The following is a 13,490-nucleotide window of genomic DNA, read 5'->3' on the forward strand; positions in this document are numbered from 1 at the left end:
TTTTCCCAACAGTCCGCCCACTCTACTTTTGTCTAAATTCATCGCCGCTAAGCTAGACTCCTGCCCCAGCGCTGGTGCACCTGACTTGGCGGCCTAGAAATCCAATCAAGAACTTAGGACTGCCCAGTTAACAAACTTGACGCTATAGGCAGAACAAACTTGACACTAGCTAAGGACAAAAGTTATGACTGTGGGAAGAAGAATGGTTGTATATGCAATTTTGCTTACAGCTACCTGCCATATCGTTTTATCTTAGTATGTTGACAGGAACCTCCTAAAGATTCTTTGAGATCTCCAAGTTTGTAGCCTTGTTAGATAATATGAGTTCAAAAAGTAAGCGAAGACACATTTTTATCAGTCATCACCATGCTGATGATTCCGAAGTCGGTAATTTAACATCTCTTCTGTCACGCGGTGGCTATGACATCCGTAACAGTTCGGTTAGGATGAAACCTGCTAACCAAAGGAGATTTGAGCAAGGAATGGTGAGCGATGAAACAATCCGACGATTGCTTCGCATGAAAATTTCTTGGGCTGGAAAAATTGTAGTTTTGATTGGCAAAGAAACCCATTCAAGACCCTGGGTAAACTGGGAAATTGAACAGGCTCATTCAAAGATTCACTAAACCAAGTGTCAGGAGATCCTTTTGACTTCCAAAATAGTGAAAGACGTTACTCTCCATAAAGGCTCGATTGTTTTGCTTGAAGAGCGTCTCGACAAGGCGAGTTATTCAAGTCGCCATCAAAAGCTTAAGACTTCACTTGCTGACTCAAAGTTTCCTGCATGGTGGCTATGCTTCAATACTTACTTATTGGAGGATGGGCATGTTTTGAACTAAACTAAACTGCCGATTTCGATTCAGCAAACTTAAAACCTCTCCCTGCTCCAGTATGATCAGAATTCCCGAATCCAAGATGATGATCAACTGATTTCAGTGCAATATCTTAAGGTCATCGACCTGACCCTCAGTACGCATCACCCGCCACAATTCTTGCTAATGCCTTCATGATCTGTAGCGTTTTGGCTAGCCCCTCATCCTGATCCAAAATCAGCTCCTTAGAGCGGGCATATTGCCGACCCAACCGCTTTACAAACACAAAACTACTGCCGTTTGTCACCAGCCCATACAGCGGCAGCGATGTGTCTGGGGCGGCCATCATATAGCCCAACACTTGAGGAATCCCCACCTTGAGCGAAAACTCAGCCCGCTTTGACTCAATCACCAGCACCCAGAGTTGATCTTTCAGCACCAGTACATCGAGCCGCCCCCTCAGGGTAAGGTCATCGGCTGAGGCCGTAATTTCTACCGTTTTCTCGGTGGTGACATAGAACGGCGGCAAAAACAGCCCGGCCAAATCGAGTAGGGGCGCGACCACGGCCAGCTTGACGGTATTTTCGAGCAGCGATCGCCGCTCCAGATTGGCATAGGCTGCCTCTACCCGTGCCAACCGTTCCCGCTCTGCCGAGCTGAGCTCAGGTAGATCGCCCTGCCATTCTGAGAAAAAAGAGCCAGCGGCAACCTCCTGAAGCCCGAACTGCTGTTCCAGGTCATACAGGGTCAACTGCTCAATGGGTAATGTCTGCACCATGGCGAAACCTCCTACCGCTATTGTGGCATTTGTGAAACGTCTAAGTTTTCCTGGAGTCCGGATATCTATTGAATGACTAAAAACCAGTGTCATCCGAAGGAAAGGTACCCAATTCTTTCGGTATAGTGCAGCACATGCCCCGAAGCCGATTCCTGCGGGGGGTGAGCTAGACTAAAAAGCACACAACACAATCACTGTGGCTCTGTTATGGCATTGTCCTTGCCCCCTGAACTACAACAGTTTGCAGAACGCCAAATTGCCAGTGGTCGATACACCTCCCTAGACGAGGTGCTTTTGGCCGGTCTACAGGCTTTAGTCGAGCGCGAGCACCTCTACCAGGGCAGATTTGAAGAGCTACGCCACGACATTTTGGTAGGGGCTATTGAGGCTGAGCAAGGCCAGCTCTTGGACGGGGCCGAAGAAATTAGCGCTATCCGTCAGCGGTTGCGCCAGCGTCATGCTGAGTCATGAGCCGAGTCTGTCGCATTACGCCGCGAGCGAGTCAAGATATTGAAGCGATCGCAGACTACCTGGCCACCCAAAGTAGTTTAGCCAGTGCAGAAACCTTTCTAACTGAGGTTGAACGAGTCTTGCAGCGCATTGGTCAGTTTCCCAACATTGGCCGTCAGCGAGATGAGCTATACCCAAATTTGCGTAGCTTTCCCCATCGGCAGTACCTGATTTTCTATCGGTTGCTAGACAATGAAATAGAGGTTTTCCGTGTCGTAAGTGGCTATCAAGATCTGACAGCGCTGTTTGAAGAAGGCCAGTAGCCCTGTACGTTTGGCCCACCGTCTGAGATTTAATCGCAACCAACGCTATGCAAGACAAAACCCTATCTATCCCCAACGCCGCTATTCTCGCCGCCCTGGAACGCCTGGTGGATATCATTGCCCAGCTGCGCCATCCCGAAACCGGCTGCCCGTGGGATTTAGCCCAAACCCCTACCAGCCTGATTCCCTACGTGATCGAAGAAGCCTACGAGGTGGTCGATGCCATTCAGGTGGGGGAACAGGATGCGATCGCAGAGGAACTCGGCGACCTGCTGCTTCAGGTCGTGCTCCAGGCCCAGGTGGCTAGCGACAACGGCGACTTTGACCTGGCCACCGTCGCCACCGGCATTGCCAACAAAATGGTGCGTCGCCACCCCCATGTCTTTGGCGATACCAGCGCAGCTACCCCCGCCGAAGTAAACCAAAACTGGGACCGCATCAAGGCCGAAGAAAAGGGCATTCCCCACGAACCCCACAAACTATCGCCCAAGCTGACCAAGTACAGCCGCACTCTGCCGCCGCTGATGGCCGCCAGCAAAATCTCGGTCAAAGCCGCCAAGGCCGGGTTTGAGTGGGAAGATATTAACGGCGTGTGGAATAAATTTCACGAAGAGCTAGACGAATTTCGTCTGGCCCTGGCCCACGAACCGAAGGAAAACCAGCGAGCGGAACTGGGCGATCTGCTGTTTACCCTGGTAAACTTGGCCCGCTGGTACGACCTCGACCCGTCAGAGGCTTTGCAGAACACCAACCGCCGCTTTATCCAGCGCTTTGAGCTGGTGGAAGGGGCGGCGGAGAAACCCCTAAATGAGTATTCGATTGAGGAGCTAGAAGCGCTGTGGCAGCAAGCCAAGGCGCAGCTGGCTGATGCGTAAGCCTGAAACCATAGTGGGCGGCGCCCACCAACACCCATGCCATGGTCATACAACTACTTCGGTGCATCGGGTTTGTAGTAATCTTTGGAGCTGGCAGACTGGTTGCCGCCATTTTGGTTGATACAGCCAGGCTTGTCGATGTGGCGACAGACACGAGCGTACAGCTTGAGGCGGGTGCCCGGTGGCCCCACAGAAAACAATACGCGATCGCCCCCCGCGCAGCCCACCAAAATTTTAACGCCGCACACGGGGCAAGTTTGAGGAGCCGCCATCGCCATGAACCCGAGACAACTGGGGAAGGGTTCAGCCTTCCAGTTGTCAGCATCCTACCCTGCGGATTAGCCCGCAAGGCTTTGCAACTAAACGATAAATCTGCCCGGTTTAGACCGCTATGGTAGAGAGCCGCTGTCGCCAGGCTTGGACTCGCGATCGCATGGATACGGGTAGCCAGCTGTCGTACTGGGGGTAGATGGGCAGACGGGGATGGAGCTGCCAGCCAGCGGGGGCGATCGCTGCCTCAAGTGCCGCTGGGTGGGGATGCTCGTAGTCAGGATTTACCTCGTCTACCGGGCTAATGCCGCCCAAATCCCTGGCGCCCGCCTCCAGGCAAGCCAGCAATCCACGGGGGCTCACCAGATTCGGCGGAATCTGCACAACGATATCTGAAGACAAGTACTCTTTTGCCAGCCCTACAGCGCTTGCTAAGGCTGTCTCTGTCAGCGCCAGCCCTGGCTGAGCCTGACTTTGACCGGGGCTGTGGGGCTGCAAAATGACCTCTTGAATGTGGCCGTAGCGCCTGTGAATAGCGTTAATTGCCTGCAAAGCTTCGATCCAGTCGGTTTCGGTTTCCCCTAACCCCAACAGCAGCCCGGTCGTAAAGGGAATGCCCAGTTCGCCCGCCTGCACCAGCTGCCTCAAACGCACCTCGGGGCGCTTGCTGGGGGCATGGCGGTGCACCGTATCAAGCAGCGTTGGCGTCACCTGTTCGACCATCAAGCCCATCGACACATTCACCCGCTGAAGCTGGGCCATTTCGTCGCGACTGAGCGGCCCAGCGTTGGTGTGGGGGAGCAGTCCGGCATTGAGGGCCAGCTCGCAGATCTGGTAAATATGATTGACCCAATCAGCACGTCGGGGGCTGTGGGGGGCCACTTCGCCGCTGAGCACCAGCAGTTCACACACCCCCTTTTGCCGCAGCCGTTCACATTGACGCTCGACTGCTTCCAAGCTCAGCCAGGGCGATTGGCCCACATCGGCCCGAAAATTGCAGTAGGTACAGCGGTTAAAGCATTCGTAGGTGGGCACCAATGTGTGGGCAAAGCTGTAGGTCGCTACTCGATGCAAAACACCTAGCGCCGAGCGGCTACCCCACCAGCCCACTGTCTTAGCCTGAACCATACTGCGATTTGACCCAACGGTGCCAGTGTAGACGACATTAGGCCACTGCCGTTGTCACCATCTCTACCGGAAACCCCGCCGCTTTCCAGGCGGCCACCCCGCCGCGCACGATGGCCACTCGCACAAAGCCTGCCTGGCGTAGCTGCTCGGCCACCGCCATAGATTCGTCATCGGTGTTGCTGTAGACATAGAGATCGCGATTGACCTCAAAGCAGTTGACCGCCGTAGTCAACAACGACTCTAGGGGCATAGAGATGGCCCCCGTAATGTGGCTTTGGTTAAACTCGACGCGATCGCGCACATCGATAATTGTCAACGCTGGCTCACCCCAATCTAAACGCTCTTTCAGGTCATATACCCGAGACTCGGGGCGCAGCGGCGATGGCTTGGGAAACAGACCAAAGAAAAGATTCATGGTGAGGAGGATCCACTAGAGGCGTTCTCCTGCAATGTAACAAACCTTAATAGGTTGCGCAAACTTTTGTTAGAAAAGGTAGACAAAGTTGTCAATGATTTTGCTTATTTTGATTGATTTAGATCAATCTATTGCGTTGAGAAAGTTTTGGGATGGAAGTCCCCATGAGCTCTATCCACCGAGCTAGAGCACAGGTATGGTGAGGGGGCTCCCCTCGCAGTAGCATGAAGCTAGTTGCCCTGGAGACAAATTCCAATTCCTGCATCCAGCCCGTTCGAAGCCCATAACCACCCCATTCAGCCACTGCCGGGCGCGGTAGTGCACAGCATTGCCGCTGGGGAGGTGATCGACTCGCTGGCGGCGGCGGTGCGCGAGCTGATCGAAAACGCCCTGGATGCCCGCGCTACTCACATCACCCTTAATCTTTGGCCCCACCAGGGGCGGGTGCAGGTAGCCGACAACGGGATCGGTATGACCCTTGAGGATCTGCACCGGGCGGCAGTACCCCACAGCACCAGCAAAATACGTACCCAAGCCGATCTGTGGCAGGTGGCGAGCCTGGGGTTTCGCGGTGAAGCATTACACAGTTTGGCTCAGGTCGGTCACCTAGAGATTTGCAGTCGCCTCTCGGGGCAGGCCTCAGGCTGGCGGGTCACCTATTCTCCTCAGGGTGACCCGCTGGTGACTACACCTGTCGCCCTGGCACCGGGCACGGTGGTCATTGTAAACGAGCTCTTTGGCCGCTGGCCTGCCCGGCAGCAGCGCTTGCCAGCGCTCTCTCAACAGTTGCACCAGGTGCAGTGGGTGATCTACCACTGCGCCCTCGCCCACCCCACCGTGACCTGGGCCGTGCAACTCAGCGATCGCCCCTGGCTGGCCCTCACCCCCAGCCCTACCGCCCGCGGGCTCGTGCCCCAGATGGTGCGGGCTGTCCAGGATGCCGATTTGCACGAAGGGCAGCAGGTGGCTCCCTGGTTGAACGATCAAGACAACCCATACCATCCAGGTATTTACGGCCTCATTGGGCTACCCGATCGCTGTCATCGGCCACGGGCTGACTGGGTCAAAGTGGCGGTGAATGGGCGGCTGGTGACGGTACCCGAGCTAGAGCAGGGCATTGTGCAGGCCTTTCGTCAGACATTACCTCGTCACCGCTATCCGCTGGCCTTTATTCATCTGACGGTGGCGCCGCACCACATCGACTGGAATCGTCGCCCCGATAAGGGCACGTTGTACCTGCACCAGCTCGACCAATGGGTCGCCCTGTGTCAAAACCAGGTAGACCTGCTGCTGGGTCAGCAGGCAACTCCCCTCGCCGACCAGGGGCAGCAGCGGCTGACCCAGTTGATTAAAACCGCCGAATCCAGCGGCGCCTATGCCCTGCCCACAGAGCTATCCGATCAGTTGCCCCACCGGGCTCGCCCCGGCAACCTGCGGGCGCTCGCCCAGGTTCACAACCGCTATATTCTGGCCGAGCAGCCCGACGGCCTCTGCCTGATTGAGCAACACATTGCCCACGAGCGCGTGCTCTACGAGCGTTTGCAGGCCCGGTGGCAGCTCGTGCCCCTGGCTACCCCCGTCGTGCTGGAGGGCCTGAGCGCAAGACAGCTGGAGCAATTTCAGCGCCTGGAGCTGGAGCCAGAAGCCTTTGGCCCCAATCGGTGGGCCATTCGTCAGGCTCCAGAACCGCTGCGCGATCGCGACGATTTGCCCAACGCCTTGCTGGAACTGAGTCTTGGCGGCGATCTCCATACGGCCCAGGTTGCGATTGCCTGTCGGACGGCCCTGCGCAACGGCATCCCGCTCAATTTAAAGGCAATGCAGACCCTACTCGACGATTGGCAACAGACCCGCAACCCCCGCACCTGCCCCCACGGTCGCCCCATTTGCCTCACCCTAAGTGAAACCAGCCTGGCTCGATTTTTCCGGCGTCATTGGGTGGTTGGCAAGAGCCACGGCATCTAAGCGAGAACAGAACCCCGGTTTCTCGTCCTTGCAGCTACAGACACCTTGCGATCGCCCAGCAGAAACCAGGGTTCTTTGCCCCTACGCAGCAAAGTTCGCCGGGTCTTGATCCCGGCGATGGCGCGTGGGCAGCGGGTCAGGCTGGGCATCTCCCGCCAGGGCAGCCGTGGTTTCTAGCGCATCGCGCAGGCGTTTGGCAGCATAGATCGACATATCGCGGGGCACATTGATGCGATCGCGCAGATACCGCAACCCTCGATCAGCGCCAGTCGGAGGCACACAGGGTGCGCCGGTGATCAAATAGGTGAGGGCGCACCGCAACGCCGGGTCGATTACCTCTGGGGCCGCTGGATTGACCCTCATAATGCTGTCCCGATGTTTCAGCATCCGAGCCAGCGCTTCAACCCGTGAGGTTTCCGGTTCTGGGTAGGCCACATCGGGCAGACCCAACCAGGGGCCGTAGTCAACCTGGGTTTGGTTGCGTTTGGTCTGAGGCAACTCGTTTTCGTAGCAGCCCCCCATCTGGGGCGGCAGATCATGGACATGGGTATGAAAATCACTTTGGGTGCCGCGATAGGTCGAGCGACTTTCCAAGCCGTCAAACCAGGCGCTCAGCCCAGGGTTTTCCTCTCGCAGAGAATAGCCCTTGTAGTAGTAGAGGCTGGCATTCATGCGCTCCACGTAGGGTACAAACACTACGTCAGCGGTGCTAAACGCCGACAAAAAGAAAGGCCCTGGGGTGCTGGCTAAGGCCTGTTCGACCCGTTGCACAACGCCAACAAACTGATCCCCGGCCCGCTGGTCAGCCGCCTGCGATCGCACTGGCTGGCATAGCCACAGACACCAGGCCCGAAAGAGTAAGCGCTCCAGCTGCCGCAGCGGTACCACGGTGGGGTCGTTCATGCCCCAGACCAGCGGCCCAAAGGCGGCTTCCAGGGCCAGCAGAATATCGTCACTCTCAGTAATCATGCGCCCGTCTAGCTCCAAAGCGGGCAGCATACCGGAAGGCACCTTGCACTTATACCAGGTTTCCTTCTCGCCGTAGCAAAACATAGTGACCTTTTGGATGCGGTAAGGCACCTGTTTTTCTTCTAGCCATAGCCACACCTTCTGGCAGTAGGGGCACCAGGCGTGGTTATCGCGGTAAAGGGTCACTCGCACCGCCGACTCAGGCTGGCCAAACAGGCGCAGTCGGGCCTGGGCATTGGTGGGGCCGTTGACGGCATCAGTGGAAAAGTCGGCCATCTCTTCCAGGGCCGACCAGCTCAGGGGGGCAGTCGTCATACAAAAAAATGCTAGTAGGTCGCTAGTCTGATTTTGACAGACATCGCTTCATCCCTACCCGCCAATTCATCCACCCATCCACAACCAGAGGGGCCCAGGCAGGGTTAAGCCTTGTTGTTTTCGATGGCCCAGCGGGCTAACTCAGTACGATTATTCAGGCCAGTCTTACCCAGCATATTGCTGACGTGGCTCTCGATGGTGCGCTGGCTCACTTGCAGCTCATTGGCGATCTCGCGGTTGGCCATCCCCCGGGCGACAAACTGCACGACTCGCAGCTCAGTAGGGGTCAGCTCAACGTCAAAGGGCACCTGAATCGCCGGGCTGCCCGCACCTTTAATTTGCTGCTTAATCAGGCGAGACGCCTGTTTGAGCGAAGACTCTACCTGAGCCACCAGTTCTTCAGGCTCAAAGGGCTTGACCATGTACACGTCGGCCCCGGTATTGAGCCCTTTGACGCGATCCTGACTTTGCCCCTTAGCGGACAGAAACAAAATTGGAATCCACTCAGTAGAGGGGCTTTCGCGCACGTGACGGACAAAAGCATGACCATCCATCTCAGGCATCATCACGTCGCAGATAATCATGTCTGGGGAAGTCTCTTCCAGCATGTCGAGGGCTTCTCGCCCATTGCCTGCCGTTTTTACTTCGTAACCGCGAAACTCAAGGTAGTCCTTGACCAGCAAGATCAAATTAGGGTCGTCATCAATTAGCAAAAGCTGCTTCTGATCGCCTGGGGTTGAATCCTTCATGCTCTGATCATCACTACGATTAGCTCTTAGTTAATATGCCCCTGAAGTAATGCGCACTCTCACTGACGTAGTTCTGGTGCGTTTTGAGCCTAGCCCCGGTAGCTTGCGGCTAGAAGACCAGCTCTTACTGCTGATGATACTTCAACAAACGACTGTCGGGGCGCGAGCGCCCCGGCATGTCCTGGATCAGGAATCAGCTACGGCAGCGACTAAATCGGTAGCAGCACCGCATCAATGACGTGAATGACGCCATTACTAGCTTTAATATCGGCAACCACGACATTAGCGTCATTGACAGTGACCATGTCTCCATCAACCGACACCATTACGGATGCACCTGCCATAGTGTCCACTTCCCCAGCCGCCAGATCCGTAGATAGCACCTCACCATCTACCACGTGGTAGCCCAAGAGTTGAACGAGTTGGCCACGATTTTCGGCTAGCAGCAGCTCATCTAGGGTACCTTCAGGCAACGCCGCAAAGGCATCGTCCGTAGGCGCAAATACCGTCACCGCTAGGTCGTCGTCGCTAAACGCTTCAGTCAGGCCAGCCGCTTCAATGGCAGCCGTTAAGATCTCAAAATTTTCGTCACTGGCGGCAATCTCTGCGATGGACTGTTCAGCCGCAACGGGCGACTCCCCTGGGGCGAGTTGCTCAGCCTGAGCACTATAGGTATCTGAAATAGCCTGCTGAGGCAACACGGCGATAGCGGCGGGGGCAGCGGCAAACAGCAATATGCCCAGGGCAATGCGAAGAGTGTTCGGAGTCATGGGAAGCTAAGTCCTGACGAGGATTACAGACAATTTAGTCAAGTTGTTTTACACAGCTTAACGAAATTCAATGAACTGTAACATCCTGACTTGGGTGGGCTATCTATCTCCCGACATAACTAAGTCACTCATGGCGCTGACTACCAGCCTGCGAACGACCGGGGACAGATTCCATCGCCGCGATTACAGCCTGTTGGGCCGCCAGAATGTCACGCTCTTCGCCCCCCAGGTACAGTCGCCCAAAGCTGCCCACCGAGCTAATCTGCAAAATGTTGATAAAGGCCGCTTTTTCGGCCTCATTGGCGGCCAGCGAGGCATAGGCTGCGGGCTCGACCTCAAATACGTAGAGGGTCTGACCGGCCACAATCATATTGCCCCGGCGGCTGCGGTTGATCAGCTGCACATGGTGAGGGTCGAGGTTGCGAATTACCTGGCTTGAGATCACGCGGGGCTTGAGGCGTTCTCGGTAGGAGAGACCTAGGGCATCGAGCATGGCGCCACCGGCGGCGTGCACTTCTCCCTGATTACTGGCATGGATTTCAAGCAGACCGTAGAGGCGTTCTACAATCAGGGTGCCGGGGCGCACTACCGCCGCCTTCAGGCCAATGTCGAGGATGCGGTTGATCTCAATGCCAGGAGAGATTTCTATCCACAGGGAGGCATCACCAGGCAATGGCAAAAACCCCAGCGACACAGTGCCCATGTAGGCGGCGTGCTGGGGTTGAAGACTATCAATGTAGACATAGCTGCGAAGATCGACGCCCAAAGCCCTCTATCCTACTTTCCTTCCTTGGTAGTATACCGGGCCAGGGTACAACCAACCGAGGCGCTAGGGGCAGGGCAAAGGTCTGGAAAACCGCTTAAAACTCAGAGCCAAAGCCTATAGAGGTTGTGCCCATAGCATCATAGACAGTTAGCCCCAGAGGCAGATTGAGGTTTCCTGACTCATCTAGTAAGTCATCTAATAGCGGTATATTTAACGACTCAATGACATCAGGGGTTCCACTGTTTGCTTGGCGACCGACCTGCTGGCCCATTTGGTTAGCCAGGCGAGACAGGCTACTTTGGCTATGCTGGTCAGCCGCTAGGGCATCGGCCATGGTCAGTGGAGTAGTTTGCAAATCCTGGGGCGCAGCCGTTGCCTGTACGGGCGCACTACAAATTCCTAGGACTGTTGCTGCCGCAAGCCAGTGAAAAGTATTCATAGAATTGTGTGTGTGAGGGTGGTCAAAGGTTGACGATCAGAAACTCAAACCCCTGGCCCTGACAAAAAGGCGAAGTGTTTCTCTAGGTATAGCCCGCCATAGCAAATTGTCAAAGCAAACTTATTTTGAGTTTATGAAGTTGCAAATTTACGATGCAACATGATCAAACTACTGAGAATTCGGGCTAGTAGACATCGGTCTACAGGGGTAGATGATCCAGGCTGCCCTTTCAGCACCACAGTCTTAATCCAACGGAATAACCGGTTCGAAGGCCATGGGCCTGGTGCTCAAACTTAGATCTCTACCCGCTGGCCGGTATCAGCAGCGGTCGCAATGGCTTCCATGAGTTTGATCAAGTCGGTGGCCATCGCTCCCGACGAAATAGGGGAAGGGCGATTGGCGGCAACCCCGTCTAAAAAGTGCTGGCACATGGCCTGAAGGGGTTCTGTGGGAGCGATCGCAATGTTTTCGGCCTCGATCGCAGTCGGTAGAAAGGGCAATGCCTGGGTCTGAAACTCACCCCGGTAAAGGGTCAGGGGGTTGGCCGGGGAACCTTCGTCAAAGACCAGGGTACCGCGATCGCCCACTAGCGCCAGTCGCCGCTGTCGGTCGGGGTTGGCCCAACTCACCTGTACTACTACTTCAAGGGCGGGGTGGCCAGGTTCAGTAGCGTAGATCAACCGCAGCCAGCCCGCATCTCGCAACCCGAAAGGAAATCTATCCTGGGGCTGGGATTGCAGCCAGACCGGCCCCCAGGCCTCCACAGCCGTAGGCATGTGCCCTACCCAATAATTCAAAATTGATACGTCATGGATGGCCAGATCCCAGAAGACGTCGGCATCGGGCCGGACGGGGCCGAGATTGGTGCGCGCGGCATAGCCGTAGCGCAGAGTACCGATTTGAGAGCATAGCGGCTGCCCCTGCTGCACTGCGGCATGAAACAGGTAGGTGTGATCGACCATGAGTTGCCGCCCTTGGGTCTGGGCCAACTGACACAGAGCAGCGCTAGTAGAGCTCTCCAGGGTAAGGGGCTTTTCGCTCAACACATGCAGCCCCGCCCCCAGCGCTGCGTCAATAATCGGGTAATGGGTTTCAGCGGGGGTGGCAATCACGACAGCATCGAGGCCAGGATGCGCGATCGCCGGTTGCCAAGTCCCATAGCAGGTGACCGTATCATGCAGCTGAAAGCGATCGCGGCTCTCCCACAGCCGCTGAGGGTGAGGGTCTACTAGCGCCACCACATTGGCCCCAGGCAACCTCAAAAAATTACGCAGTAGATGGGTTCCCCAGCGACCCAAGCCAAAAATAGCCAAGTTAAGGGGTGGAAGATGGGTGGTCATAGATGGGTGCTGGGCTGAGGCGATCGTAGGCAACGGCGGCAGCGGCTTGCTCAGCCTGTTTTTTAGTGGGGCCGTAGCCACGGCCCCAGCAGGCAGATTGAAACCAGACTGTAGCCGCAAAGCGCTCAGGGTCGCCATCTACGGGGCGCTGTTCGACGGTGCGATATTCGGGCAAGGTTTTACTGCGGGCTTGGGTGAGTTCTTGCAACGCTACCTTATAGTTTTGGCGGGCTGGATCGCGGCGAACGGTAACGGCTAAGGGGTGTAATTTAGCATCTAGCCAGGTTCGCACTAGCTCAAGGGTATGGGTTTCTAGATAGAACACGGCCACAACTGCCTCTAGAGCATCAGCGAGATGCGTGGGGCCAACAGTCATACCTGGGCCAACTCTCAGCAGAGGGGCGAGACCCATGTCTTGGCCCAACTGACCCAAGGTGCGATCGCTAATCAGCACCGACCGTACCGCTGACAGCTCTCCTACCGACAGATCGGCAAAAGCCTCCTGCAAACATTCTGTCGCCGCCAGCCGCAACACGGCATCTCCGAGCAGTTCTAGCTGCTCGTAGTTATAGTCAACATCGGCAGATTTGTGGGTCAAAGCCTGATCCAGACGCACCCAACTGAAGGCAATCGGAGGGCTTAACCCGATCTGCTGCACCCAATCTTTCAGCTGGTGCTGCCGATCCGGCCCGAGTATTACAGGGGGGAAGGAGGTAGACATAAGCCGGGTTCTGTTCCTCCGTTGCCGGAGGGGCGGTTATCTATCTGGGACGCTTGTTACCAAACGCCTCTTGCGGTACTTACAACAGGGCCGGAAAAAGACCAACCTTGCCCCTTGACCTTGCACCCAACCGGGGTTTACCGAGCCAGCACCTCTCGATGCTGCTGGTGCGCTCTTACCGCACCCTTGCACCCTTACCTGTGCCCTTAGAAAATTCCTGAGGGCCATCGGCGGTATGTTTCTGTGGCACTCTCCTCACGGTCGCCCGCACTGGGCGTTACCCAGCAAGTCTGGTCTTTCGGGAGCCCGGACTTTCCTCAGACTGACCTAGGCCAGTCCGCAACCACCTACACTACCTCCCTCTTAGTTCTAGTGTAAGCCGCTTAGCCCAGAACGCCTTACCTA

16 protein-coding genes and 1 other RNA gene are annotated in these 13,490 nt (G+C 56.1%); 5 read left to right on the forward strand and 12 right to left on the reverse strand.

The genetic code is table 11. The annotated features are described in order from the left end of the window. The first annotated feature begins 308 nt into the window (after positions 1-308). Positions 309-626, forward strand: a complete 318-nt coding sequence (locus tag IQ254_RS11300; RefSeq protein ID WP_228040530.1) for a TIR domain-containing protein — start codon at positions 309-311, stop codon at positions 624-626. Positions 627-966: 340 nt separating this feature from the next. Here the strand turns inward: IQ254_RS11300 and IQ254_RS11305 are convergent, their stop codons facing one another. Then, a complete protein-coding gene (locus IQ254_RS11305; RefSeq protein WP_193966264.1) occupies positions 967-1,590 on the reverse strand; it encodes a restriction endonuclease subunit R in 624 nt (207 codons plus the stop codon). A gap of 207 nt (positions 1,591-1,797) precedes the next feature. Between IQ254_RS11305 and IQ254_RS11310 the strand changes: the two genes are divergently transcribed. The 3 genes from IQ254_RS11310 to mazG are packed head-to-tail and all read left to right on the forward strand — an operon-like array spanning position 1,798 to position 3,238. Then, on the forward strand, positions 1,798-2,061 hold the full coding sequence (locus IQ254_RS11310; RefSeq protein ID WP_193966265.1) for a type II toxin-antitoxin system ParD family antitoxin: 264 nt from the start codon (positions 1,798-1,800) through the stop codon (positions 2,059-2,061). Then, the gene (locus tag IQ254_RS11315; protein ID WP_193966266.1) at positions 2,058-2,363 is read left to right on the forward strand and encodes a type II toxin-antitoxin system RelE/ParE family toxin; all 306 of its coding nucleotides are present in this window, start codon (positions 2,058-2,060) and stop codon (positions 2,361-2,363) included. Before IQ254_RS11310 ends, IQ254_RS11315 begins: the two co-directional genes overlap by 4 nt. Positions 2,364-2,410: 47 nt before the next feature. Continuing rightward, positions 2,411-3,238 (forward strand): nucleoside triphosphate pyrophosphohydrolase, encoded by an 828-nt coding sequence (gene mazG / locus IQ254_RS11320; RefSeq protein WP_193966267.1) that lies wholly within the window; start codon positions 2,411-2,413, stop codon positions 3,236-3,238. Positions 3,239-3,291: 53 nt separating this feature from the next. Here the strand turns inward: mazG and IQ254_RS11325 are convergent, their stop codons facing one another. From IQ254_RS11325 to IQ254_RS11335, 3 genes are all read right to left on the reverse strand, one after another. Then, positions 3,292-3,516, reverse strand: coding sequence for a hypothetical protein (locus IQ254_RS11325; RefSeq protein WP_193966268.1), 225 nt, complete (start codon positions 3,514-3,516; stop codon positions 3,292-3,294). A gap of 103 nt (positions 3,517-3,619) precedes the next feature. Next, on the reverse strand, positions 3,620-4,636 hold the full coding sequence (cofG, locus tag IQ254_RS11330; RefSeq protein WP_193966269.1) for a 7,8-didemethyl-8-hydroxy-5-deazariboflavin synthase subunit CofG: 1,017 nt from the start codon (positions 4,634-4,636) through the stop codon (positions 3,620-3,622). Positions 4,637-4,673: 37 nt separating this feature from the next. Continuing rightward, positions 4,674-5,051 (reverse strand): rhodanese-like domain-containing protein, encoded by a 378-nt coding sequence (locus tag IQ254_RS11335; protein WP_193966270.1) that lies wholly within the window; start codon positions 5,049-5,051, stop codon positions 4,674-4,676. A gap of 234 nt (positions 5,052-5,285) precedes the next feature. On the opposite strand from IQ254_RS11335, the gene mutL reads away from it, so the two are divergent. Beyond that, a complete protein-coding gene (gene mutL, locus IQ254_RS11340) occupies positions 5,286-7,016 on the forward strand; it encodes a DNA mismatch repair endonuclease MutL (RefSeq protein WP_228040532.1) in 1,731 nt (576 codons plus the stop codon). An 81-nt stretch (positions 7,017-7,097) separates the two neighbouring features. Here mutL and IQ254_RS11345 read toward each other — a convergent pair whose 3' ends face one another. From IQ254_RS11345 to rnpB, 8 genes are all read right to left on the reverse strand, one after another. Continuing rightward, positions 7,098-8,300 (reverse strand): glutathione S-transferase family protein, encoded by a 1,203-nt coding sequence (locus IQ254_RS11345; protein WP_193966271.1) that lies wholly within the window; start codon positions 8,298-8,300, stop codon positions 7,098-7,100. Positions 8,301-8,404: 104 nt separating this feature from the next. After that, positions 8,405-9,049, reverse strand: a complete 645-nt coding sequence (locus IQ254_RS11350; protein ID WP_193966272.1) for a response regulator transcription factor — start codon at positions 9,047-9,049, stop codon at positions 8,405-8,407. 209 nt (positions 9,050-9,258) lie between these two features. Then, on the reverse strand, positions 9,259-9,819 hold the full coding sequence (locus tag IQ254_RS11355; protein ID WP_228040533.1) for a fasciclin domain-containing protein: 561 nt from the start codon (positions 9,817-9,819) through the stop codon (positions 9,259-9,261). Positions 9,820-9,943: 124 nt separating this feature from the next. Then, a complete protein-coding gene (locus IQ254_RS11360; RefSeq protein WP_193966273.1) occupies positions 9,944-10,585 on the reverse strand; it encodes a hypothetical protein in 642 nt (213 codons plus the stop codon). Between the two features lie 94 nt (positions 10,586-10,679). Further along, positions 10,680-11,024 (reverse strand): hypothetical protein, encoded by a 345-nt coding sequence (locus IQ254_RS11365; protein ID WP_193966274.1) that lies wholly within the window; start codon positions 11,022-11,024, stop codon positions 10,680-10,682. 293 nt (positions 11,025-11,317) lie between these two features. Beyond that, positions 11,318-12,364: a Gfo/Idh/MocA family protein gene (locus IQ254_RS11370; RefSeq protein ID WP_193966275.1), complete on the reverse strand. Its 1,047-nt coding sequence runs from the start codon at positions 12,362-12,364 to the stop codon at positions 11,318-11,320. Beyond that, entirely contained in the window at positions 12,339-12,962 is a 624-nt protein-coding gene (locus IQ254_RS11375; protein WP_228040535.1) for a ribonuclease III family protein, read from the reverse strand. The genes IQ254_RS11370 and IQ254_RS11375 overlap by 26 nt, the downstream gene beginning before the upstream one ends. Positions 12,963-13,069: 107 nt before the next feature. Beyond that, positions 13,070-13,445, reverse strand: an RNA gene (gene rnpB / locus IQ254_RS11380) — RNase P RNA component class A. Positions 13,446-13,490: the final 45 nt, after the last annotated feature.

It is taken from the genome of Nodosilinea sp. LEGE 07088 (assembly GCF_015207395.1).
In the GTDB taxonomy this organism is placed as follows: domain Bacteria; phylum Cyanobacteriota; class Cyanobacteriia; order Phormidesmidales; family Phormidesmidaceae; genus Nodosilinea.